Consider the following 23,998-nt stretch of genomic DNA (forward strand, 5'->3'; position numbering starts at 1 on the left):
TAAGAGCGACTGGCCGACGCGGAGCGTGTACTGGCCCTGCACAGTAAGCGGCTGGAAAAGCTGGAGCAGCAAAGCAACCCTGCACCGGCCAAACCTGAACAGGCCAACCAGGGGCAGACACCTCATGCCCCTGACTTTTCCGATCAGTTTGAGGAGCTGAAAAAGCTGCTCAGGCGGCAGGACCTGAGTGTGCAGGCTCTCCAGGTTCATGCTCTCATCAGCTCGTTCCGCGATACCATCTCAAAGCTGCCAAAAGTTCTGCCCGTCCGGCACCACCACAACTTTGAATACAAGTCCAGGAGCTTTGTGACAGGGGGAATTATTCTATTTTTAACAACTGCTGTTTCAGCCGGGCTTAGCTTCAGTCTGTACAGGGAGAACAGCAGGCTCATGGAAAGCGGCGTAAAACTGAGGATAATTAGGCAGGTTTATCCGGGTGCAGTTTCATGGGCAGACTCAATTTTTGCCCGGAATTCGGAAGAGGCCGTGAAACTGGTTGAAAAGCTGGAGGCGGAAAGAAATACCCTCCCATCGCAAGAGGAAAAATAACTCGCATCTTATCTAGCGTCACATCATCCAGCTCCTTCTCATGTGTTCACCCAGATGAACATGTTTTATTGCCTTACTATTACTTACTCCGCTCCTACCAGCTACTTCTTTAAGCATAGGCACCTTCCCCTCCTCATACTAAAAACCTACTTTTACAATTTGCCTAAGAAGCTCCGCACACTGTTTCTCCTGTTTTGACAATTCAAGGGCTACTTTCGCATGGGTCCGATGTTTAAAAGCATTGTATTAGTAGATAGGCTTTCTGTTTTGGAACACAATGTATGATGTATGCATTTTTGTTTGTTTCTATGGCTGAACATGATGTTTAGGCATACCAGATGGTTCTACTCTTTCTTTGATAAGCAGGTTGTCCTTTTCACTAGCCTCCTGTTTCTGCCCTGAGATAGGTGTTACGCCCTCTATGTTTTTAATATACTCCTTTCTTACCCTGCGCCTTTCGGCTGGCAGCACCTTGGCAAAGGCCTTCCAGTTGTCGGTGCAATACTAACCCACCTCCAGGCCCCTGAGCTTTACCATCAGCCCCTCCATCGTTTTAGCGCTTCCGCTTTCAAAGCCAATGTTCACGTCGTATTTAGGGCTGTAGGCGTAGACAAGCAAGTATTTGCCTTTCTTTCGCCTGCCCACAAGGGTCAAAAGCTCATCCATCTGCACCTTGGTGTAGGTGTAACGCCTGCGCGCGGGCCCAAGGCTTGCCTCCGCCCCGCGCCTGCAAAGGGTGCCTTTAGCAAAGTAGTTTGCAAAAAAAAGAAAGCCTGTATTCTCTATTTGTCTTGTTTAATCAAGTATTTCTGAGACTGTAAACTAGCTTCAAAAGGAACTTTAGTGTCTGTCAATACCTAAATTAGCGCTGTTTCTGTAGGCATCCAGACTTCTGTTTGCTTCTTCAAGACTGACTTGAGTTCTATTCAACTCAGCTTTTAGTTGCTCAATTTCCTTTAAATCTTTTTTAAGATTTATTAATCTTTTATTCATTTCAGTATACTCATATGTAAAATTAAATAGGTCTTTATTCAATGATCCATATAGAGCATTTTCCTGATGACTTGGCCTATTCATAATGCTAAGTTGTTCCGTAATTCCACGTTCAACTAAGGGATGGACAATTCCTATTTTACTTAATGAATCATTAAGGCTCTTTACCTCTTCCATGGCAGCGATAAATTCTTTCTGCTTATACTCCTGGGCCTCTATGTTTCCAATTTTGTTTCTTAACAACTCATTTTCGTTTTGAGGAATGAGCGTATCGAAATACACAGCAGCAACTATTATTGCAACTGTTATTGAAAAGAAAATAATGTACTTTCCGAAAGCATATTTCCTCTCGCTCGCATTTAAAACCTGTTCCATGACTTTAATTATTTAGTGATTATAGTTTTAGTCAACCAGGAAGCTCCTGCGTTTCTTTTGTGGAACTTCTGATTCTGATAAAGTTTTTGGCTCCTGCATAAACATGCTGGAGTCTTTTTGAATGATCTGCTCTTTCACGAATATGCCAGTGTCTTTGCGTTTGCCAATGTATTCCAGGCGTGCAAGATTAGCGAACAAGTGTTTAACCAGCTTGGTGAAGCCATTTGCTTTCTCTAGAGATTCATTAATATCTAAATGATTGTATGGGTGATTCGCTAAAGCTGTGATGGCACCCTCCAGTTCTCCCTGCTTTACATCGCACCACTCTACGCAATAATTTAGAAGCTCTTCTTTTCCTGAACCGGTGTAAAAATCCAAGGTGTTTTTAAAAAGCCGCGCAAAAGCTGAAATAGTGCTTATCAAATATACTGGGGGCTGTTGAAGATGAGTTAGTTTGATATCACTGAGATGGGAAGCCGTGAAAAAAGCAATGTTTTCACATAGCTTCTGCACAATACCAGCCATCTCATTTTGCTGTTTCTTTTGCAGGATTTTCTGGATAATCTGTAAAGCATACGACTCCATCTTGCCAAAGAAATGCTCGAGAGCCGCATGAGTTTCTATTAAATCGGGATGACTTTTTGCAGAGGAGCAAGGGGCGATGTAGTCTTCATCAAGCATAACCTTCTGTTCCAGTACTTTTAGCTTACCCACCGGTAACTGAAAGTGGCCAATAGCATCCGAGCTAACCTCGTTGACTGGCATAAGTTCCAGCTTATAAGATGGTAGCGTGTAGGGTAACCTTGGCGGTAACTCAGCAGGATCAGCATCTCCGTAGGGCGTGCGATCATAGGGGTTTACAACAAGAACAACAAGATAATCTGATGATTTACCTCTCAACTCACTAAATGGAATGCTCAGGTTTGGTATTGCTGCACTAACATAGCCGCCATTTATTGGCGAGCCGTCACCCAACTGAATTACATGACCGCCAAGCGTTATCGCCCGACATTGTTGAAGTCTGACCTGTACCTGCTGCTGGTTATCTGTTGTTACAGCTAACTTTAAACCATTGTTTCCTGTAGAGGCGTTTGGCAGCAGTCCGTAATTATACTCATTTAATAAGCCACTGACGCCCTGTGCAACCTGAGATGTGAAGGCATTATTCTGGGCTATAAAATGATTTTTGTTGATCTTCATTCCATCGATCCAATGCACGGGCAAATATTGATTCTGTAGCATAACCTATGTTTAACTTAGTTAAGAGACCTTCTGCAGATGATGACATTGTTTTCTCTGATACCATTGCTGTAAATGGTCTTGTCTGCATCTATAAATCTTTTTTGTAAGAGGCTGAATAGTGGTTTTTTATAAAAAACCCACCCGTAAGGCTCCCCGGAATCGTTGATGTATTCGATTTTATCGTGCGGGTGCCTTTCGTTGTAGTCGTTTATGAAATAGTAGAACAACTCACCCATTTCCATATCCACCGGAGCTTTGGCTCTGAAATTGGTTTCATGGGGATCAGTCATTTGTTTTTGAAATACAAAGCTGATCACCAGCAGATTCTTCAGTTTGTCTTCGTCAGGCTCTTCTATTTCTTCGCCAACCGGATAAAACCACTGTTTAAGAAGGCTGGGTGGTATCTCTAAAGCGCTTACAAAAGTTTTGTTAACAAACCACGGGATAATAAAACAGATGATGCTGGTTGCCATGATGTATTCCAGCCCGTCATAATTAAAAAACCGGTATACCAGAATAAAGCCGATACTGCCCAAAACACCTGTTATCATTGTAAACAAAAGCTCTGACCAGAAAGCTTTACGGTTGCCACTCCACTTCAAATGTTCCCTCATCCAGTAAACATGCACAATGCCCAGAAGCAGAAAGTAAGCCTGGTAAAGCAAATAGTAGAACTGTTGGTTTTTTAGAACAGACCATACGGCTAAGCAGGCAATTGCCGAGAATAACAAAAAAGCAATAAGTAAGTAAACGATTGTGGCTTTTCGGAATGCCTTAAAACTACCTTGCATCTTCATAATCAGCTTTACCAGTAAGGCTGATGCACCTGCCGCCGCCATGCCCAGAAGCAAGACTGTTTTAGTAAGCTCTTGTGTGAACATCTTTTCCATTTTTAGGTAGTTTCAAAATTTGTACAATCGACGGAAATAATTAACTATAGAATAGAGCATGCTTTAGCAATAATTGCAGTATCAGGTTAAAGTAACACGCTGGAGTAGCCTAATACTGGTTCTTCTTCTATAGCCAAAACCATGGATTCATTTTCTTTAGCAACTTCAATTCTTGTGATTACTTCAGCTTCCACAGGGATAAAAAAGCTGTAGAAGACTTTTAGAAATTCATCCTTATTTCCTCCCTCCAGGTAATCCTTTATCTGCGAATTTTGTAATGGGCCAATGATGAATTCTACCAGCGGGGAATCTTCCTTGAACTGATCCCCTATAACCATATCCAGTCCTAACTGCCCTCCGCCCAGTTTAAATATGTAATCTGGCGCAGCCATAGTTGCCGGAACTGGTACTTTTTGCGTGCTTACCTTTTCCTGCAATATCTTCTCAAGGCATTGGGCTGTAATTTTAAGATTCCCCGCTATCTTATGCACATAGGGCAACAACTCAATCAAGGGCGAAATAAGAGATGGAGGAATAGCAGGAGAAACGCCCCAAAACTTTATGAAGTATTCGTTTAGTATTCCAGACTGAAGGCCTTCCAGCAATTGCGTCTCTTCTATCTCTAATTGCATGCGCTGCTCAAAAAAAGCATTTTCGAAAGGCATGAAGAACCTTCTGATTTCCCGCTCCTTTTGCTTGTTCATCTTATGATCAGCAGCCATGGTTGCGGCATTAGCAACCGAACGACTTGATTTTGTTGGCTGATGGAACACCCCTTCCGGTAAGGCATCATACAAGCCACTCCGACTTAGATGTAGCTGCAAAAAAATTCTCTTACTGGCATCTTCCTCTAAAGCGGAAAACAAAACATCTCTGCTATAGGCGCGGCTAAACAAGCTGTCTGATGCTATCATGAAGTCATCTTCCGTTAATCCGCTTGCCGTGGCAATCGCCAAAAGAGATTCAGCTTTTATATCGGAAAAGTTACTTTTAATTTCCTGCTGCAGCTGTGTGATGAATGCATCCTGTTCCATAGCTGATGTTTCTTATATGGCTTTTTTTGTAAAGACACGGTACGGCATCCAGGCTACTGATTTTTCTTCCAGTAAATGTGTAAGATGTTCTTCCCAGAAACTTAGTTCACCTTTTTGCGACATATCGTTGTAGGCATCTTCGTGGAGGAACAGGATAACATCAATCGTTTTCTTGTAACCCTGCAGCTCATCCGGGTTAATCATCATGCTCTTTTGTATGCTGATGTTCTTTAACCGGTGCCCCAGTTGGTAGTAACAGAAAGCTTTAATGTCTTCGGTGGTGATCAGACGGTCTTTCGATAACAAGGCACTTTTATAAGCCAGTACACTTTCTGTAGTAGATAACTTATCACGGCCACCTCTGCTGGGGCTAGCCAGAAATACACTGTTACTGATGATAGAGGCACCATTATAAGGGTGCAACCTTGTACCTGCTTTTATATTATTCGCTTCCTGCCCGTTCGTGCTACAGTATTTTATGAATAAGCTTTGCCTGGGCTGTCGCTGGTTATGATGAATAACCAGGTAAGGACATGAACCCCGGTGAATTTGCCTGGAGAACAACCTTTGTTCCAGCTTATTCATTATCTGTTGCAGTTGCTTGATTTCGCCGCTCACAAAGTCATTGTCCAATATAGAAAAAGCGGCACTTTCATCCCGAAGCAGCTGTAAGAGATAGTCTATCATGGAAGCAGCATCCCGCTCATCAAACCTTCCGATCCCCCCGTTCCGCATCAGCATGACAAATGATTCCTGGTTGTCCTGCTGAAAGGCATGTACAGCCAGAGGTTTGTTTTCATCTGTATTTACTTCTTCTAAATCCAGGAAAATGTCATCCGAATGAAGGGGAATTACATTGATAATATCCTGCAAGCGATAGTTTACTTCATGTAGCTGCCGGTTAATGATTGGGAAGCAGTTCGTGATACAGACCGTATCCTGTAACAAGCGATTGGAAACAGTTTCAGGAAACTGGATCCGAATCCAGCGTAAAGGCTGTTGCCCGATCAGGTCTACCTCTTTCCCTTTAAAAGTATCGAAAACAAAGGAAGGTGTCTGATATATTCCTTCCTGGTTTGTAATTCCCTCATCATCCAGCAGGGTTATAAAGTAAGGCTTGTAGTAAGCATTTACCTGTTTCCTTACTTTATGAAAAATACTGTACTCCGCGGCATAGATACTATTCATATCAAACGTTTCACCGCTGATTTCCCTGTTGCCATAGCCAGGTATATGCTCTAAAGGTACATGGTAGTAAAACCATTTGGCTTTGGGCAGCTGGTGATAGAACAACTGCTTATCTGCCTCATTGCGAATATCAAAGTAAAAGGAGGTATGGTGCAGGCTTACTTCCGGTTCATCGATTGCCAGCCACAGCGTAGAAGGAGGCAAGCTGTTAGTAGTGGTAGAAATGACTTCTTTTTGATTGCCAAACACCTTAAACAAATGATTGCCTGTTGCCATGAACCTAACCGATGCCCTGTTTAAATGGAAGGAATCAGTCGGGGAGAAGAATATATCTTTTGTATAAGCCTCCTGTGTTTCATTAGAAAATCCTTGTTTTAGCCGGGTGTAGAACTGTGTGTCAGGCTTCAGCTCCGTAGCGGTTTCTACAGGTAATGCGCTGGCAACTGCATGTGCAGGCAAGGCGCCAGTGAGGGTGTCTGGTGAAAGCAACTGCACCAGCCGCTCCATTACTCTTGCGCGGGAAGCATGTATTTCACCGGATATTTTCTCCATTTCTGTGGCACAAGCTCCCAGCAGCATGGATACCATGGGATCGAAGTTACTTTCTGCTTCTGTTTCAGTGTATCCCCAGAGCCTGGCCACATTCTTCAGCATCCGTGATTTAATATGTTCTCTTGTTTCCTGCATGGCTTTGTTATATCAGTTGATAAGATAAAGGCCCGGTAAAAAAGCTGTCTTCATACATAAACTTTTCATTGGTTGCTAACAGCCATCCTGTAATGGTGATGGATATCTTTTTCTTCACCCGGCAACCGTGGATGCTGCCTCCAACCTCCTCCTGTTTTATGATGAGGTCGATACGCACATTAAACAATCTCTTTTCGTAGCGCTCAATGGAACTGAGCAAGGACTGCCGGATATATTCTTTTATCTTATGGGTACTCGTAATGTTATCAAAATCATGGTCCCAGATGCTGCAGCCAAAGCGTTCATCAGCCGGCAGTTCCCCAAAAGCAGTGGTAATGATCAGGTGCAGATGCTGCGCCACCGACTGTTGCAGAGTGCAGGTTGGATGCTCCTTTTTCTGCATGACTCCTGCAAAGTTTAATGGCAAAGTATAGAACTGTTGTTTCATGGGTAAACTGCTGCTTCTTTGACATTACATCAGGCGAAGAAGGCATTTGTTACCCATTGATTCAGTAAATAATTACCTTTATTAATTATATTTTTGGAAATTGTACAAGTAGATTTTTAGTCAGACATAAAGTCTAACATTGCTGTACTTGAGGTTACATCAGAGGTAGAAGAGGAATATGAAAGGATACTTGGACTACCAAGCGTAGGGTAAGGTGGGGCGCATTGCTACCAGGTCCAGGTTGAGCCATTTGTTTGATGACGTTTTGCGGTTATCATTCTACTTTTCTCCCGCTACAACTGCATCTAATATTTAAGAATACATATGTACCCCGCAGGACTTGTTCACGGTTACTTTCCCAAACACATTATTATTTAATAGCTCATTTTCTGCCTAAACCTTGCAAGTATTAAAGGTCAGGAATAGATCTGTTGTTTCATTTGTGGCTTCCTGCTTCTTCTGAAATTATATCAGGTGGAGGAAGATTTGTTACCTTTGGATTAGGCATGGTTTGAAAGGATTTTAGAGAAGCTTACCAGTGCTTATGTATAGGGAAAAACTATGCAAATCTTGATTGCATAAATATCTTGTAAGGGCTATCTTCATGTAGAGTAGAGGTCAGTTGGAGTCAAGTAGATGCTTCAAACACGGCAATAGGAAAAGGGAGCAAAAATGAGTAAGAAGTAGCGATACTGAATTCTAATCTTTTACTATTGGCAAATCTTTATTATATAGAAATATCTGTTAGCTTTACCAATAGAAAGCGTAGTCGTTAATATTCTAAAATTTCTCCCTCCTTTTGGCTGAAGAAGCTGAGTAGCAGTTAAGGTAGATATTGTGTATCTAGTTCTTGCTCCCTGATTAGACTATCTCCTATTGTTTTTTTCCTGCAACCTTCATAATAGTAAAACAAAGCCTACTCAACAATATTAATTTTAATGGAGTACCTTCAAATTATTCTTAACAATATCATTGATGTAAAATATTGTTATTGATCAAAAATAGCTTTTTAGAGAATTATCTTATCCTTTAGTTGATAAAATAATTCAGTTACAACTTTGTTCGTAAACTTAAACACAGATTAATTTACTTGAAATCATAGCTAAACTGTAGTTTCGAAATGTTTAGACAAAGCAATCAAAAAATCTGTATCTTTCATTTCTTTTTTTAAAGCTAGCTTACCGAGCCAGTCAGCAAATTCGTATACCATTTGCTTATTTTCATCATTAACTTCCATATAAGCTTGAATATGAGATTCGTATAATCTGTCTAATACTTTATATAAAAGTTCTTGCTCTTTTAGTAGATGCTCTTCATTTAAAGACATCAAATTCTTAAAAATAAGTATTTCTTTGTCAAGCCGCATTATTGTAGGGCTTGACATTACAAGATCGAATATATCTTTCAAATTTTTCATATCTTTTTAATATGGTGAACCATCCATTGGGATGTGAGCTGCATTGGGATCACTACCAAAAGAACCCCAAGTTCCACCAGTTCTATAATTTTCAGGAGGTCCGCCTGCAACTGGCCGACGCCTGATAGATGATGTAGGCCCTATAGCAGAATTTGATCCTGGATGACTCGAAGTGGCTACCGGATCTGCACCGTGCCCATGAATGGTATAATTATAAACGCCATCACTTGCTTGATATTTATGTCCTCCAGCAGGAAATCTATTAGGATCCGGACCCCATGTATTTGCTAAACTATGTTGTGTAGCCCAATGATTAATATCTGAGTAATTGACTCTACCATTGTGAACAAGTTCAGACGGGTCTATTGGCCGTTTTCTAAATCTTCCCGTAGCGGAGTCATGCCACCTTTTCGATGCAGTACTATACGTTGCTGCTAGACCTAAAGCATCAATATAAATATTTGGATCAGAAACATAAGCATAAAAATTATTAGCACCGCTATATAGCCGGATAGGATCTTGACTAATATATATACCTTCTTCTACTGCATAATACCTAAACCTGTTATAATATAAGCTAGTTTCTGCATCTTTATACTGGCCTTGATATTGGAAAGGGCAACTTCCCAATTCCCCTTTTTCTATTCTTACTTTTCCATAGCTGTCTAGCTGGCATTCCCAAAACAATTTTCCTTCTTCTGTGTACATTTGTGCGGGTGTACCAAGATGATCCGCAACGATGCTGTATTGTTTACTCCCTTTTATTTTAGCAGCCGGCACGAAACTCCCTACATCAAAAATCCATGTAACAATACCATTGTCCCCAATTTTTAAATCACTTAATTTCTCTCCCGTGATTGCATGTTCTTTCCATTCGTGCAAAGGTATATTCCCATCCCATACATATTTAGTGTACGTGTTTTTAAATTTTTTCCATAGCCTCCTTCCCAGAGCATCATACCCGAAGATTACTTCTGTCTGGTCGGGTCGTATAACTCTGGTTAGCATTCCAGCATCATTCCATTCATATTGCCATACCTCGCCTCTGATGTGCTTCTTCTCTATTAGATTGCCTTCTGCATCATACCTGTACTCCCAGCCATCCGCTTTTTTCAATTGTCCTCCTCTGGCATACATTCGGTCTTTGCGGCCTTCGGTCTTAAATAAATTGCCCACTGCATCTGGATTACGATACTGGACCTGTCCACCCGGAAGGATTGTTTTAGCTAAATTACTACACACATCGTGCTCAAAACTAGTTACTCCTGTGCTGTCTTTGATTTGCTTCAGGCGATAATTTACATCCCATAGATACTGTTTGGTACGATGAGTATTTGCAGCAGCACCAGCCTTATGGTCTATTATATGTGCCAATGGCCTGCCTAATCCATCCCGGTCCCATTTGCTGCTGATATTACCAGGCAATAAACGTTCAATTTCTAACCCTAACTTATCGTGTTGGAATTTAACAAACCAGCCATTAGCTTCCATCTGGAGTACATCACCAGTTTTGCTGTACCGACTCACAATATTTGCTCCTAGGCTACTGATAGTTTTTATGCGATTCCCGAAAATATCGTATTCTGAACTAATCCATTCTCCGTTTACCGTTTCACTTAGCGTGTTTCCTGTCAAGTCCCGTTTAAACATAACAGTGGCGGAGTTATTTATTGCGCTTACCAAACACCCATCTGGGCGGTATGTATATGTTTCACTGCTGCCATCACTGTATTGTACTTCCGTTACACGACCGCAAGCATCATAGATATATTTAGTAAATCGCTCGGCAGGACGATGTACTTGTGTCACCCAGCCAGCAGCATTGCGTTCATACCGACGGCTTATGCGATCAAACCCAGTTTCTTCTGTCACGTTTCCTACGGCATCTAACTCAAAGCGGTAAGGATGGCCGTGTTCATTTACTACTTTACGTAATTGCTCCTCAGTGTCGTAATTGAAATAGACACTTGCACCTGCTTCGGTACGGCTGGTTAGTTTCCATAAACCGCGGTACGTATAGCGTACATCTTTATGTTTGTCCTTATAGCGAACTACATTATCTAATTCATCATACTCCAGGTGTATAACATTCTCGTCATAATCATGTACACCAATAATGTGTCCTTTATAATCAAAAATGCGAGACTGCTTCTTATGGTTAGGATTTATGACCTCTGTGCAATTGCCTAACCAGTCGTATGTATACTGTGTAGTGGCTCCATCATCAGTTACTATTCTGCTAAGATTCTGTTCTCTATCATACTCTAAAATGGTGACTGCTCCAGAAGCGTTAATGATTTCCGTCTGTAAACCATCCGTATACTTTATTTGCGTTTTTGCACCTAATGGACTAATTTGTTCTACAAGGTTTCCCTGTTCGTCGTGTTCCCTTTTCCATTTACCTCCGGCAGCATCCATTGCTTCGGTAGGAAGATATGGGAATTGGGGATTGTAATACTCCATATGCGTAAAGCCACCAGCAGGATCAGTGGTGTTAGAAATATTTCCCCACTCATCATGCGTGTAAGAGTGCTGATTTCCTAAAGGATCGGTTTCCCATTCCAGTTCATTATACTGGTTGTGGCGGTATTCCCAATCAGCACCGTTGGCATCTGTTTTTCGGTAAACTAATCCGCCCTTGTGGTGATAGGTAGTGATATGCCCTAAACTATTTTCTACAAGTGTACATCCATCCAAATACGTGAGTTTGTGGTTGTATAAGTCTCCGTCGCCCCAGGTATGAATACATCTGGAGCCTATTTTATTACCCTCGTATATAAAATACCACTGCTGATCATTTCGCCATGTTTCTTTCACGAGTAAGTGGTTCTGGTACTTAAAAGTCATTTTTTGCCCGAGTGCATCGGTATGGCAGATCATATCTCCCTCATCGTCGTACATGTAACTTGCAATAGCAAATGTCTTTTCTTTATCTTCGGGATGAGGGGCTAAAATAGTGGTGATACGTCCAAAAAAATCATTATGGACTGTTAGTAATCTTCCAGCACTATCAATAATTTTTGCTAAGTACCCTTGGCGGTTATATTCAAAGCGGATGGCATACCCGTTATGGTTTGCAATACTCTGGATCAGCTGACATTCCGTCTGACTATAATCGTTTATGTAAATTTTATCGGTAAAACGGTATATTAACCCATTGCAGTCGGTGATGTAGTAAAACTTTTCTTCGGCATGACAGTGCAGAAAAAGTCTTTCGCTCCGATTAAAAGTAAACTGGCCCGGGAGTGGCAACTCAAAAGATGCTACCCGGCCATCATTCATTCGGAAAACACCAATATTATTTTCATCAATAGCAAACCCCATGTCATAACTATGATGCCAGCCGTGGCCTAAAGGACCATTATAGTTGCTGTCGCTGTACCATGTTCGCTCCCACGATAAAGGAATCATACCAGGTAAGGAAAAATCTTCTTCATCCGTAAACAGCTTTCCGCTGGCTACATCAACCGGGTGTCCCGTTACCGTACATATAGCTTTATGCAGGGCATTGCCCATTCGGCTATTTGGCCCCGCAACCCTGTTTACAAGCCCATGTAAACCTTTAGCAGCCAGTTTTTTAAGTTTGGCAAATGCTGCTTTAAATATTTTGGCCCCTAATGCTATCGGGTTAATTGGCGTAGGAATAGGATTGACCAGTACGTTATGGGAGGGGATAGCCATGATGAAGCCAGTCGGCATGTACAAGTGCATAGGCTCAGGGGAAGACTTCTTACGCAGGAGCTGAACAACACCTACATCCCAGCAGTCGTTGTTCAGGTGCATGAGACCTGTAAAAGGCTCCCCATCTGCCAGCAGGAAAAGACTTCCAAACTGGGCATGACCAGCGTTCTTAAGCACGGGTAGGGGGGCAAAACTGGCTCCCATCGGAAAGTGTGGAATAGTTTTATTTTTTGCACCCGTGTTGGTGCGGGGGGTAAAACCACCTAATTTTATTGTAGCTCCCAGCCCGGCCATTCCCAAAGCCATCGTACCCATGCTAAATGCCAAGTTAGCTGCAGCATCTGCATCGGCAGCAGCGGCGGCTTGTTCTTCTGTAGCGTCATCTGGCAACTCTGTGGGTGTGGGTGCTGCCATAGCTGCCACTGACATAACGGCACAGCTCAGCCAGTCCTTGGGATCCATAATCATAGCGATATAAGGATGAGGCATTGGCACCGGCGAAGGAGAGGGGGGAATCATCACAAAGTGCACATCAATGCCCATCACGGGGTCGAGGTGACTGGAAGCTGGAAGGCAAGCCAGCCCCTGCATGCCCATCATGGCTAAAGCTGGCATTAAGGCTGCTTCGCTCATTTGGGTGGTAAGGCTGGTTACCTCACCAAAAACCCCCATGGCCGTACCAACTGCTCCCACGGCTTTCCCCATTGTACTCTGGCTCGTTTGCTGGGCATCTTCTGCTGCTCTACCGGTTTTTGTAGTAGCATTTCCATCATCGGGAGACAAATGAAAGTTTGTTACTTCTGCTGCATAATACTCAAACACACTAGGTGGCTGAGTATTAGTTGTGTTTTCATCTGCCATAACAATCACTTTTTATTCCATCAAAACGAATTGATTTTTTTAACACTGCTTCTTAACTCTGTTAATGCTTTTATCAAGCCATTGCTTCTGATGTATTATTGATAGACTTAGAATGTGGGGTTTTCCAGTTTAAGACTTCGTCCATCCAGTCATATCCATATACAGCCTGAGCAGCAGTCTTTACTTCTTCGTGACTTAGATACTTTGCATGATTCAGCTCAAGCAGTAATTCTATTACTCCCGGGAAAGTGGTGAACTTTAACGTATCTGCTGGTATTTGCCTGCTGATATGTAATGCGGTTGTTAATGCCTTACAGGCTGCTTCAGTATTGCTATATTTTTTATTAGAAAGTCCCACCATTCGGTAAGCTTCCATTGCAAGAATAAAATCATTGGTGTAAGTGTAGTTTTCGGCAGCTACCGAAAAGTCAACAATGGCTTTTTCCCATACTTTTTGGACTGTATGCAGAGTTGCTCTCAGCATGACAGCCTGTGCGATGAATTTTCGATATACATATTCATCAGGTATCAACTCCTGAGATTTCCGGGCAGCCTGTACTCCTAAATCAGAATAGGCTAGGGCTTTTTTATAGTTTTTATAGCCAACCTGGTCATTGGCAAGCGCAGCATAAACAGCTATTATCTGGCCGATCCAGTAGGCATTTTTCTTCAAGTTCCTAACCGCAATTTCTATGCAAGCGGCTGCGTACTTTTCAGCATCCTTTTCTTTGCGCTTTTCGATTGCCTGCATCAGCTTTACATAAGCCTGTCGGTATTGTACAGCCGGATCGTTGGGATTGCCCATGGCTGCCACCTGCTGCATGGCATTATCCATATCAAGCCCAGGCTTCAAGGTGGTTATTTGATCAGGATATTTAGTTGCTATTTTTTCATAAAAAGGATTGGAAGCACAGTCGTCCACCACTATTTTGAACTTTGTAATCATCCCGGCTTCGAGGGCAAAATGAAGCCAACGGGTATAGGGTTGAGCTTCCGTGAAAGACACTCGTAAGGCGCCTACTAAATAGCTCCCTTTCATTAAGTTCAGGTAGGTGGCCAGCCTATTCATATTTTCTGTAAACAGGTAAGCTGGATTATCTTTCTTTACCAGGCTGTAATCCGGCTTCCACTCAATGGTGTCAGTTTTTATTGTCAGCTGATCTTTATTGGAGTTGTTCCAGAGACTCAGCAGATCCTCCAGTTCTTTTAGTAGATCGTTCGTGTATTGATCATCATCCTGATAAATGCTTTCGAAGATGATAGGGATGTCATTATTTGTTGTATCCACGCCAAGCAAGTAAGTATAGAAGGTGTCCACCATATCTTTCTCATTGTCTTCGGCGTAAATGCGAACAATGTTAACACCAGGCTGGGCTACAGCTAATTCCCATTTTTCCACTAACAGATCCATTCTTTGCTGAATAGGATTACTTTCTTTGCCGGCCATAAATCGTAGGATTAGTTGTAGTGATTATTAATTCAAGGCAACGATAGCTCCTTGTATGGCTACCTTACCTCCAGCGCTAACAGTGGTCTTCGCACCCCCATTCATATTGGCCTCTGCACCGCCATTGATATTTGCTTTCATGCCGCCCATATTTGCTTCATTCTTTGTGCCATCCGCAGCGAAAGATGCTCCTCCGCTACCTATAGTGGCATTTTGTCCGCCAGTTGCGGTGATGCTTTCTGTTCCTGAAATACTGACTCCTTTTCCGTTAATGGTTATCGTTCCATCACTTTTTAATTCCATAGAAGAACTACCACAGGTAAGCTTGATGCTGGCTGAAGAAGTAATGTTAATGTTTCCATTGCCGTCAACCATTACATCATTCCCTTTGCTATCCGAAACCTGCACACTACCGTCCTTATCATTCATCAATACTTTATTGCCGCTCTTACTTTGCAAAGCTTTCACATCATTGCCACCATTGCCAAAAGAGCATTTTGCTTTGCCGTGGTAAACACTGCCAATAACATAAGGCTTGGTAGGGCTGTCGCCTTCAAATCCCACGATAACTTCTTCTCCCACTTCGGGCATTAAAAACATACCCTTGCCACCACCAGCGTGCGGCGTTGTGACGCGTAGCCAGGGGCTTTTTTCACTTCCTTCCATCCAGTGGAATTTCACCCGTATGCGTCCCAGCCCTTTTTCATCATGGTTATCGGTAACCATTGCGCTCTGGGTCTCGCAGTAAGGTTCAGGACAGTTGTTCTGCGGAGGCATTTTAATAGTGGCCGGTATGGCAATAAAATCATTTGAATAATTGCCCTGGCCATCGCAGCAGTGGCTTACTGATAGCACAGTGTACTCGCCAAAAGATTCGTCTGCCTGGCTGAAAACATTCTTGCCTCCCACACAAATTGTGGCGCCAACTTGTATGCCCGGATGGCTGCTGTTGCCATTGATTCGTACCATATTGCTGCTTTGCATAGCAGCACGGGTGTTAGCATAATCATCCAGTTGTTTCTTGCTGGTCAGGAACTGATTGTACCATTGTTTGGGTTGGGCGGCATAAAATGATTCACTTTTTTGTAAAGCATGTTTTCCTAAATCATTTAGTCCGGCTTTGGCGGCTATGCTGCTGGGAGAACCGTTGTATACTTCATGGTTCATGTAATCATAAGCCAGCATCTGGAAGCTGGCGGGCTTCACTTGCAAAGCCATATTAAAATGGCTCAGGTTATTACCATACACCAGAGAGATGCTTTTCCCTTTTTCTGAGCCAAGTACCAACTTTTCGCCATTATAATACAACCATTCTCCGTAAGTGGCGCTCAGGCGCTTTAAGAACTGCCAGGCAGTTTCTTTGTACTGCGCTGTATAAAAAATCTTTTCGGCATAAACCGGGTTAAGCTGAGGCTGTAATAAGTTCTGGGGGAAAGGCTGTAACACGTCCTGTGCAATATCTTTAATGCCTTTTTCTTCCCATGTTTTGCAATGTGGCCCATCATCCATTAAAATAGTCGGGCTGTAACCACTGATAATGATATCACCTGTATGGCCACTAAAACGGGCTGCTTCAACCTGTGTTACTAAGCCGGCAAACTGTAAGGTGCCAGGACTTCCTACAGCTGCAATTTGTATTGTAATAGATGCCCCCACCATATTCTTAGATGCATGGAAGATCGTGCCCTTGGTGCCATCAATGGCCTCGGTGGGGCATACCAGGCGAAATGAATGATGTTCCGCTATGCCTTGGCTAAGCGTTAGAGATGAGAACTGTTTAATGCTCTTACCCTCGATATCGATGCCTGTAACTACAAATTGTGCCATAAGAAAAGAGTTAGTGTCTGCTTACCCGGATCACCTCTGAAATTCGCTTCGGAGTTCTGGTTGAATCTTTACAATGAAGATGAACGGTATACTTGCTGCCTTATTTGTATCCTTCTAAATCATCTATTTTACAGCAACATAAAAGGCTGCTGCATCTTAAAGGAGGTGCTTTACTATACTTACTCTGGCCAGTTATTCTGAAAAATGGAATCATTCAGTTTCAATTCCCTTGGGCTTAGCTTCATCTCCACCTGCATCGGGTGCTCACCCAAATGATCAAAGGTTTCCTGGTATCCTACACAATGTGCATCAGTAAATTCCAGTGTTTTAAGCTTGCTCATTTCATCCCGGCGGTAGAAGGTGATGTCGCCACTTTTTACCTGCGTAGGACTTATCATCCAGTCATAGAAGTTTGTTATCCCGTTACTTTCAATTTTGAGGGTAATCATGCCCCCCTGGGGTATAGATGTAGGCTTTCCCGTTGCATCTGTAACCTGTAAGAAAGAATAGGAACAGTGTAACACTTTTGATTCTTCTCCATCTACTTTAAGTATTGCTCTGAATGACATGTTGCTAAGTGGTTTCTAGTGTGCTGATCTAAAATTCATCTGCATTGGAAGAGATATAAAAGGGTGATGGACAGTTCACCACCCTTTTACATACATGCCTATACAGGCCATTCATTTTTATGCTCACCGTTCCCTAACTTGATAGATTTGGCGCTGATGGTAAAAGTTTCTCTTACCGGTTTTGCGCTGTCGCTGTCGAAGCTTTCTGCGTAATCTATCATGTAAGCTTCTGTGAAAGTCAGTTCTTTCATGGTGGCGTCACTGTCCCGCTTAGAGAATACAATGGATCCGTCTTTGCGTTCGAAGCTGTTGCACATCCATTCAAAAAATGGGGTTTCGCCAGTAGACTCAACGGTTAGCGTAATTTTACCACCACGTACATCTTCAGAAGGTCGGCCGGTAGCATCGGTATTCCGCTTCAGTTCGTAGTGGGCGTCAAGTACGGGCAGATCTTTGCCCGCAACTTTCAATCGTGCTTTAAATGACATAATTTTAGTTTTAAGTGGTTAAATGAAATAATTTAAACTCTATTAAAAGGAACATTTAATAGCCATACATTTTGCCTTACCACCTGCAGTGTTGCTCCCTCAGGCACTTTTCGCGACTTTCCTGTTCTTATTGTGCTCCAGAATGTATAGGCAATAGTTTTCCTGTACATTCATTTTTTACAATGAAAGAGTAAGATGACAGTAATAAGGGGTGGTAGTTTTCTAAGGGTTATTCTGAGGATGGAGAAGGAGCGTTGCTAACCTTGGGAGATAAGGTTTAACCGCTAACGGTATTTTGTCCCTGTTACTAACAGGCAACTATTGCTGCGCATATTCAGAAGCCCAGTCTGTTCCATCATCTCCTTTTTGCCCATCCAGCTTAATCAAAAATGTTTTTGCCGGGAAATAAGGCTTCATGTGAATATCCAGGTATATTCGATCTTTCTGCACCGGATCCTGCTCAAAGCGTTTGATCGAAAAGTTCTCTATCAGTTTGGTAGGTCCGGTTATGCTATCCAGAAATTTGACAATCTGGCCCATCAGTTCCTTGCGGCTGCTGGCAGTGAAGTTTTCAAATGCTCTTCGGTTTAAGAAGTCCATCATCACTTTTGCCACATAGTCGAATACCCTTACCACCGAGTACGTTTGCAGACCAAGGTTGTCGCCATTGAATAAGGTCTTAGCTGAGAAGGCCATTACTTTACCATATTCTTTTACCATAGGCACTAGCCCCAGTTTCTCCAGGTTCGCTATCTCACTTTTTTTGAGGTCGAATTTTACGCCGTCAACTTCATTGATTCCGCCGTACTTTTTACCAGCTGTTACCTGCGACATCAGGGTATTGTACATCTTGCCTGCTAAGGCCGCAGCTGGCGGCACAAACAATTCTTCCTGTTCACCCACCTCATCAAATTTCTCCCTGCCTACAAGCCAGTTACAGGCCATTATGATATTCGATCGGTAATTGTCACCCCCGGTTAAATTAGCTGCATCAAACAATTCCATCACATCATCCGGGTTATCCAGGTTTTCAAAGTCTGTTACCAGCAATACCTTGTTTTCATAGGCCAGCTTCGCCCATTTCTCCACCACTTTGTTAGACCCCAAATAGCCTGGTACAACCAATAAGCTATAGTTATTGCGAAGGTCGAGCCTGTCGTAATTTTCTACTAATTCTCTATGAATTGCATCAATAAACCGGGTGTTATCCAGATCTTTCAGTTGCTCTAATTCAACATTGATGATAGAAACATTCTTAACTTTTATGCTTTCCGTGTTTTTATAGAACAACGCTGCCGATCGGTAAGACCTTTCCATATCCTTTGTTTGGTCTATGGCAATCTTCAGGTTCTTCTTTAGAAGCTGATCAGCATTTGTTGAGGCATCCTGGCAGCCCTGCACCATTTCCGAAATGTCTTCAGTACTGTTTAATATCTGCATCCACCACTGGAGGGTTTTTTTCAATTCTTCGCGTTCTGCCTGTTTGGCACCCTCTTCCAGAAATATTTTCCTACGGGCTTTACGAACTGGATTCATATTCTGTACGCCATCGATGATTGATTCAAGCAAATCAAAACCACCCAACTTTTGCAAGCCTTGGGTCGCATTTTCCAGTACCTGTTCCGGTTTGTTTTTATACTCTAAAGCATCCTGTGTTACAGGGCTTGCGGTTTGTAATGAATCCATAGAAGTGTAGTATTAGGTGAAAATTGAAAATAAGATACTATTGCTACCGAGCTGCTTCTAACTCTTGAACAAGCGCATTTAAAGAGGCAATCAAATTTTCCTTGTATGCTTTATCAGCCAAGGCCTGCTTTAATAGCTTATTCGTTTTCAGTTGCCTGATGATCTTTTGGTACTGCTCCCGCTTTAAGGTAAGTTCATTTAGCAATCTGCTTTGAGGCGTGATACCTTTGATCCCAAAATCACCCAGGTTTTTGAAACGCATCGTTTCTTTCCGCATCGTTCCTTCTTCGGTTTCAAACTCAACCTCGACCTGCGGTTTAAAGTGTTCAAACACCTGCTCAATTGTGGTAAGCCCTCCTACAATTTCGGGTTTGATGGGAGTGTCCGCGGTAAACTTCTCTGCTAACAGCACCCGGTTCTGAGGTATGTCGGCAAAAGCTTCAAAAGCCTCTGTTTCGAGCACTGTGCCGCCGATACTATATTTTTCAACTGCCATAATATTGAGTTTTAGTTGATCAGGAATGAGAATTTAATTTGTTTTACCTACCAGCGTTCTACAGGAAGAAGTGAATCTCGACTCCTGTAGATTCGCTTTGGAATTCAATGTTATATCCGGTGAACTCACTTTTGTTACCTGTAAAAGAGAAGAAAACTTATCTTTTTGATTAAACTCTTAATCTTGATGTGCTTTCGTAATCTTCCACTGCAGGATGTCTTCGGCATCCGTTGATAATTCTATCGTATCGCCCGGTTTTAAATCCCCACAAATGATTTTCTTTGATAAAGGGCGGCGCAGCTTAGATCTAATAACACTAGCCAGGGGGCGAGCTCCATATTGTGGCGTAAAACCGGAATGCGCTAACTGTGCAAAAGCTTTCTCAGATAATTTGAGCTGGATTCCCTGTTTTTCAAGCGCATGGAAAAGGCTTTTCAACTGTATCCCTAAAATATTCTGCACCATAGGTTCGCTCATAGGAGCAAAGGGAATGATTTCAGTTAACCTGCCCAGGAACTCGGGCCGGAAATGCTGCCCCATTTTTTCCAGGAGCGCATTTGAGGAAGGTATTTCTCCTTTATTAAACTTATCGGCCACATACTGGCTGCCAATGTTAGAAGTAAAGATGATCAGCGCATTTGAAAAGTCTCCTTCCTTGCCCAGCTTATCGTGTAGCCTGCCTTCGTCCATAATTTGCAGGAAAATGTCAAATACCGACGCATGGGCCTTTTCTATTTCATCAAACAGCACCACAGAGTAAGGCTTCTGCCGGATTTTATTCACTAGTAAACCGCCCTCTTCGTACCCTACATACCCGGGAGGCGCTCCATATAATAATGCGGCTGCATGTTCTTCCTTGAATTCCGACATATCGAAGCGGATCATATAGGACTCGTCCTGGAATAAAAACTCTGCAAGCGATTTAGCCAGCTCTGTTTTTCCGGTTCCGGTTGGTCCCAGGAAAAAGAAGGACCCTATAGGCTGGCCTGGTTTACTCAAACCTGCCCTTGATTCCAGTACCGCTTCGGAGATAGATTGAATAGCATGATCCTGTCCTACTACCCGCTGTTTTAAAACCGAAGCCATGTTTAAAAGTCTTTCCCTTTCCTGGGTCTGCACTTTGCCGATAGGAATTCCTGTTTTGTAGGATATGATAGCTGCAACATCAGTGTTCTCTAAAGAAGAACGGGTTTGTGAAGCAGCAGTGTTTAAAATATCAAGGGCAGTGTGTAAGTAGCTTTTTACCTCCTCCACCTGAATCATCTTAGCAGGATCTTCCTCTGATTGAATGTAGCGCCATAGTATCGGGCTTATGTTCTGGTTGACCTGGTAGTAAAACCATTTCCATTCTGCTAATGAATGGGGCGCGGCGCCTTCATCGTCTTTACACCATTGGTCATATTTGTCGGCAACATCTTTTATATCTTTGCTTCCGTTGTCATTGATCATCCGCAAAGCAGCCATGGTGCGGTCTACCAGATCGATGGCGGCATCTGGCAGTTTGCGCTCCTTCGTATATCTCTTGGCGAGCTTTATGGCTTCATGTATGGTATCGTCGGGCACGGTAATGCTGTGGTGCTGTTCATAGTAGGGGAGGACTGCTTTTAGCATGTGGAAACATGTTTCCGCTGCGGGCTCTGCTACGAGCAGTAATTCAAAACGACGGCTAAAAGCCTCATCTGGTTCTATCCCCTTGCGGTATTCATCTAAAGTAGTAGCGCCAATCACCGTCAACTCACCACGTGCCAGTTCCGGCTTTAATAAATTTGCGCTACCGGCGGCGGCACCATGCTTGTCCAGCAGGCTATGAATTTCATCAATAAAGAGAATTGCTTTATCATACTGTTTGATTTCTGCCAGGATATTTTTCAAGCGCTCTTCTACTTCACCTTTATAAGATGCCCCGGCGACCAGAGAACCTGAATCTAACTCAAATACCCGGGCATTGTATAACTGCTTGGGCACCTTCTGATTCAGAATCGCCAGGGCAAAACCATCAACGAGAGCAGATTTTCCTACACCCGGCTCACCTACAATCAGCACATTTGGCTTGGAACGCCGGCATAGTATCTCTGCCATCATCCGCGTTTCATTATCCCGGCCTACTATTTTATCCAGTTTGCCCTCCTGAGCCAGTAAGGTTTTATCAGTGCAATACTTTAACAAAGCATGATGGCCAACTTTGTCACTTTGCCGGTTCGGACTTTTTTCTATCGTACATCCAAAGACTGCCTGTATTTCATCATTAGCGGCCGTATGCCGGATAAGAATATCCCGGTTAAGGGTAAATGTCTTTAGCTGCTCATAGGTAAATCCTACTCCAGGAGTGCTTAAGGCAGCCAACACATGCACCGGTTCCAGTGTTTCTTTCCCAAGTTTCAAGCGTATATTATCCGCTTCATATATCACTTCTGAAATGGAGGAACTGCCAGATATCAGCTCAACAAAGCCAACTTTTTTTGGCACGTTTTCAATTCTAACTTCTGCCCACTCCTCCAGGTAATAAACATCCTGCTCCATAGACTCCAGTAGGGGATGAAGACCGACATCTTTATGTAATAAGGCTTTAAGTAAATGTGCCGGTGTAAACTCAGGGTGCATGTTCTCTTTGGCAACAGCCTGTGCTATACTGATCGCCTTTTTCAGACTATCTGATAAAAGCAGTTCCTGGAGGATTTCTTGCATGGCATGTGTGTTCTGATTATAACCCTAAAAAAGTTTTTCGTTTAAGCTTTACAGTCATTGACTTTATACAATTCGTATCAACGTCCTTTTCAATATCTATCTTTAGCTCTTTTATCTTTTGATCTTTTTTTATTTTTCTTAGCTCCTTGTATAGATTATCAAGGCTCATCTGCTCTTCATTATAGTTTATCGGCCTTTCTGGATTTTCGCAAAAATGTGCTGCTAAATCAGTGACATCTTTTTCTCCCTCCACCATCTTCTTTATAAGGTCCTGAAGTTGTTCCTGGGTGACATCAGGCATTCTGGAGACTATTAAATTTGCCGGTTCTGATGGTTCAATGTTAGGTTCTGTTGTGGATATATTGGGTACTCGAGGACGAGAGCGCCTTATTGGCCGATGCATTTGGTGATCAGAAGCCTGAGGAGTCACAAGGACCATTAATTCGCCGAGCATTTTCTCGTTAACAGTAAGTAGGACTTTCTTTGTACCCGTAGTTTTGAAAGTATAGACTACTCTTTGCTTCGTAGCGTCAACACCATTTGTTTCTCCAAACCTCCATTCCCATTTTTTAGCATTTAGGGTAGAATCTACAAAAACAGCAGGCGCACCTACCTCCACCGACAGCGGACCTGAAAATACAGGTTTGGAACTTTCATCTACTACTGGGGGGGCTTCTAAAACATAGACTGTTCTGAAGGCGCTACATATCTTATCAACATTCAGATTGACTTCATATCGCCCAGGCTTTTTGAAAATATGGCTGGCCGTGATTCCTTCCTTATTCCGTATACCTTCATCGCCAAAGTCCCATTGTAGTCTCCTTTTATCAAGATGTGATACTACAGCCTTAAACTGTATCAGTTCACCTGCATAAATGGGACCCTGCTTGACAGAAATTTCTATCGTATTGCAGGGTTTGTAGCTTTTAAAACGGAATCCTAATACTGTTAATGCAATAATTGCGCAAACAAGCATGCTCAGGAAGACCCGTTCGTCAATAAGTCTGGAATAGGAGGACTTGGTTTTCATACTAAATTACCTAAAACTGTTTTATATAATTAGATAAAGACCGAATGGGATTTGTTACCTGATTTTGCAGAGATTTTTATTTAGAGTGCTAAGTGCGGTAGCAGTTAGGGCAAGGGATGCGCCACGGAAAGGAATATGTGACAGTGAGGATTGTGACTAAAGTGTGGAGGTTTATAACCTTTGCCTCCTACGACTACCTTTGAAGAAGGAAATCAAGGAGTTGGCTAACCTCATTGTTGATGATATGGGCTGAAAGCCGAATCCGCAGCACCACAACTTTATTTACTACAAAAGCAGGTTAAAAATGCGGTCAAAGACTTACTGCGTCTCAGTGTTGGGAACTCCATGTATAACGATGGCATGAAGAGAGGAAAGACTGTATTGACGGGTTTGAGTTTGACGAGT

General features: G+C 42.7%; 18 protein-coding genes. 1 reads left to right on the top strand and 17 read right to left on the bottom strand.

Going from position 1 to position 23,998, the window contains the following annotated elements:
* Positions 1 to 189 precede the first annotated feature (189 nt).
* Positions 190 to 549, top strand: a complete 360-nt coding sequence (locus ACFS7Z_RS08105; protein ID WP_377483197.1) for a hypothetical protein — start codon at positions 190 to 192, stop codon at positions 547 to 549.
* A 504-nt stretch (positions 550 to 1,053) separates the two neighbouring features.
* On the opposite strand, the gene ACFS7Z_RS08110 is transcribed toward ACFS7Z_RS08105, so the two are convergent.
* The 17 genes from ACFS7Z_RS08110 to ACFS7Z_RS08190 all read right to left on the bottom strand — a co-directional run bounded on the left by ACFS7Z_RS08110 (position 1,054) and on the right by ACFS7Z_RS08190 (position 23,593).
* Entirely contained in the window at positions 1,054 to 1,215 is a 162-nt protein-coding gene (locus ACFS7Z_RS08110) for a hypothetical protein (RefSeq protein WP_377483199.1), read from the bottom strand.
* Between the two features lie 174 nt (positions 1,216 to 1,389).
* Positions 1,390 to 1,917 carry a type VI secretion system TssO gene (gene tssO, locus ACFS7Z_RS08115; protein ID WP_377483201.1) on the bottom strand — a complete coding sequence of 176 codons (528 nt, stop codon included), beginning with the start codon at positions 1,915 to 1,917 and terminating at the stop codon, positions 1,390 to 1,392.
* Between the two features lie 27 nt (positions 1,918 to 1,944).
* Positions 1,945 to 3,159 carry a hypothetical protein gene (locus tag ACFS7Z_RS08120; RefSeq protein ID WP_377483204.1) on the bottom strand — a complete coding sequence of 405 codons (1,215 nt, stop codon included), beginning with the start codon at positions 3,157 to 3,159 and terminating at the stop codon, positions 1,945 to 1,947.
* A gap of 14 nt (positions 3,160 to 3,173) precedes the next feature.
* Positions 3,174 to 4,049 carry a TssN family type VI secretion system protein gene (locus tag ACFS7Z_RS08125; protein ID WP_377483207.1) on the bottom strand — a complete coding sequence of 292 codons (876 nt, stop codon included), beginning with the start codon at positions 4,047 to 4,049 and terminating at the stop codon, positions 3,174 to 3,176.
* A gap of 86 nt (positions 4,050 to 4,135) precedes the next feature.
* Complete coding sequence (locus ACFS7Z_RS08130) at positions 4,136 to 5,083, bottom strand: type VI secretion system baseplate subunit TssG (RefSeq protein WP_377483210.1); 948 nt, start codon at positions 5,081 to 5,083, stop codon at positions 4,136 to 4,138.
* A gap of 12 nt (positions 5,084 to 5,095) precedes the next feature.
* The gene (locus tag ACFS7Z_RS08135) at positions 5,096 to 6,958 is read right to left on the bottom strand and encodes a hypothetical protein (protein ID WP_377483212.1); all 1,863 of its coding nucleotides are present in this window, start codon (positions 6,956 to 6,958) and stop codon (positions 5,096 to 5,098) included.
* Between the two features lie 7 nt (positions 6,959 to 6,965).
* A complete protein-coding gene (locus ACFS7Z_RS08140; protein ID WP_377483214.1) occupies positions 6,966 to 7,406 on the bottom strand; it encodes a GPW/gp25 family protein in 441 nt (146 codons plus the stop codon).
* Positions 7,407 to 8,508: 1,102 nt separating this feature from the next.
* On the bottom strand, positions 8,509 to 8,823 hold the full coding sequence (locus tag ACFS7Z_RS08145; RefSeq protein WP_377483216.1) for a hypothetical protein: 315 nt from the start codon (positions 8,821 to 8,823) through the stop codon (positions 8,509 to 8,511).
* A 6-nt stretch (positions 8,824 to 8,829) separates the two neighbouring features.
* Positions 8,830 to 13,365 carry a DUF6531 domain-containing protein gene (locus ACFS7Z_RS08150; protein ID WP_377483218.1) on the bottom strand — a complete coding sequence of 1,512 codons (4,536 nt, stop codon included), beginning with the start codon at positions 13,363 to 13,365 and terminating at the stop codon, positions 8,830 to 8,832.
* Between the two features lie 73 nt (positions 13,366 to 13,438).
* Positions 13,439 to 14,812 carry a hypothetical protein gene (locus ACFS7Z_RS08155; protein ID WP_377483220.1) on the bottom strand — a complete coding sequence of 458 codons (1,374 nt, stop codon included), beginning with the start codon at positions 14,810 to 14,812 and terminating at the stop codon, positions 13,439 to 13,441.
* A 27-nt stretch (positions 14,813 to 14,839) separates the two neighbouring features.
* Positions 14,840 to 16,639, bottom strand: coding sequence for a type VI secretion system Vgr family protein (locus ACFS7Z_RS08160; protein WP_377483222.1), 1,800 nt, complete (start codon positions 16,637 to 16,639; stop codon positions 14,840 to 14,842).
* Between the two features lie 179 nt (positions 16,640 to 16,818).
* Positions 16,819 to 17,208, bottom strand: coding sequence for a type VI secretion system tube protein TssD (tssD, locus tag ACFS7Z_RS08165; RefSeq protein ID WP_377483224.1), 390 nt, complete (start codon positions 17,206 to 17,208; stop codon positions 16,819 to 16,821).
* A 98-nt stretch (positions 17,209 to 17,306) separates the two neighbouring features.
* Positions 17,307 to 17,696: a type VI secretion system tube protein TssD gene (tssD, locus tag ACFS7Z_RS08170; RefSeq protein ID WP_377483228.1), complete on the bottom strand. Its 390-nt coding sequence runs from the start codon at positions 17,694 to 17,696 to the stop codon at positions 17,307 to 17,309.
* A 318-nt stretch (positions 17,697 to 18,014) separates the two neighbouring features.
* The gene (locus tag ACFS7Z_RS08175; RefSeq protein WP_377483231.1) at positions 18,015 to 19,382 is read right to left on the bottom strand and encodes a DUF5458 family protein; all 1,368 of its coding nucleotides are present in this window, start codon (positions 19,380 to 19,382) and stop codon (positions 18,015 to 18,017) included.
* Between the two features lie 43 nt (positions 19,383 to 19,425).
* Positions 19,426 to 19,878, bottom strand: coding sequence for a hypothetical protein (locus ACFS7Z_RS08180; RefSeq protein WP_377483233.1), 453 nt, complete (start codon positions 19,876 to 19,878; stop codon positions 19,426 to 19,428).
* Between the two features lie 177 nt (positions 19,879 to 20,055).
* Entirely contained in the window at positions 20,056 to 22,563 is a 2,508-nt protein-coding gene (locus ACFS7Z_RS08185; RefSeq protein ID WP_377483236.1) for an ATP-dependent Clp protease ATP-binding subunit, read from the bottom strand.
* Positions 22,564 to 22,579: 16 nt separating this feature from the next.
* On the bottom strand, positions 22,580 to 23,593 hold the full coding sequence (locus tag ACFS7Z_RS08190) for a PKD domain-containing protein (protein WP_377483238.1): 1,014 nt from the start codon (positions 23,591 to 23,593) through the stop codon (positions 22,580 to 22,582).
* Positions 23,594 to 23,998 lie beyond the last annotated feature (405 nt).

This window comes from Pontibacter toksunensis, assembly GCF_042686245.1.
Classification (GTDB): domain Bacteria; phylum Bacteroidota; class Bacteroidia; order Cytophagales; family Hymenobacteraceae; genus Pontibacter; species Pontibacter toksunensis.

Bases quoted from the DNA above. Each gene is read 5' to 3' on its own strand.
- ACFS7Z_RS08110 (WP_377483199.1), bottom strand. From the start codon at position 1,215: ATGGATGAGCTTTTGACCCTTGTGGGCAGGCGAAAGAAAGGCAAATAC.
- tssO (WP_377483201.1), bottom strand. From the start codon at position 1,917: ATGGAACAGGTTTTAAATGCGAGCGAGAGGAAATATGCTTTCGGAAAG.
- ACFS7Z_RS08120 (WP_377483204.1), bottom strand. From the start codon at position 3,159: ATGCTACAGAATCAATATTTGCCCGTGCATTGGATCGATGGAATGAAG.
- ACFS7Z_RS08125 (WP_377483207.1), bottom strand. From the start codon at position 4,049: ATGGAAAAGATGTTCACACAAGAGCTTACTAAAACAGTCTTGCTTCTG.
- ACFS7Z_RS08130 (WP_377483210.1), bottom strand. From the start codon at position 5,083: ATGGAACAGGATGCATTCATCACACAGCTGCAGCAGGAAATTAAAAGT.
- ACFS7Z_RS08135 (WP_377483212.1), bottom strand. From the start codon at position 6,958: ATGCAGGAAACAAGAGAACATATTAAATCACGGATGCTGAAGAATGTG.
- ACFS7Z_RS08140 (WP_377483214.1), bottom strand. From the start codon at position 7,406: ATGAAACAACAGTTCTATACTTTGCCATTAAACTTTGCAGGAGTCATG.
- ACFS7Z_RS08145 (WP_377483216.1), bottom strand. From the start codon at position 8,823: ATGAAAAATTTGAAAGATATATTCGATCTTGTAATGTCAAGCCCTACA.
- ACFS7Z_RS08150 (WP_377483218.1), bottom strand. From the start codon at position 13,365: ATGGCAGATGAAAACACAACTAATACTCAGCCACCTAGTGTGTTTGAG.
- ACFS7Z_RS08155 (WP_377483220.1), bottom strand. From the start codon at position 14,812: ATGGCCGGCAAAGAAAGTAATCCTATTCAGCAAAGAATGGATCTGTTA.
- ACFS7Z_RS08160 (WP_377483222.1), bottom strand. From the start codon at position 16,639: ATGGCACAATTTGTAGTTACAGGCATCGATATCGAGGGTAAGAGCATT.
- tssD (WP_377483224.1), bottom strand. From the start codon at position 17,208: ATGTCATTCAGAGCAATACTTAAAGTAGATGGAGAAGAATCAAAAGTG.
- tssD (WP_377483228.1), bottom strand. From the start codon at position 17,696: ATGTCATTTAAAGCACGATTGAAAGTTGCGGGCAAAGATCTGCCCGTA.
- ACFS7Z_RS08175 (WP_377483231.1), bottom strand. From the start codon at position 19,382: ATGGATTCATTACAAACCGCAAGCCCTGTAACACAGGATGCTTTAGAG.
- ACFS7Z_RS08180 (WP_377483233.1), bottom strand. From the start codon at position 19,878: ATGGCAGTTGAAAAATATAGTATCGGCGGCACAGTGCTCGAAACAGAG.
- ACFS7Z_RS08185 (WP_377483236.1), bottom strand. From the start codon at position 22,563: ATGCAAGAAATCCTCCAGGAACTGCTTTTATCAGATAGTCTGAAAAAG.
- ACFS7Z_RS08190 (WP_377483238.1), bottom strand. From the start codon at position 23,593: ATGAAAACCAAGTCCTCCTATTCCAGACTTATTGACGAACGGGTCTTC.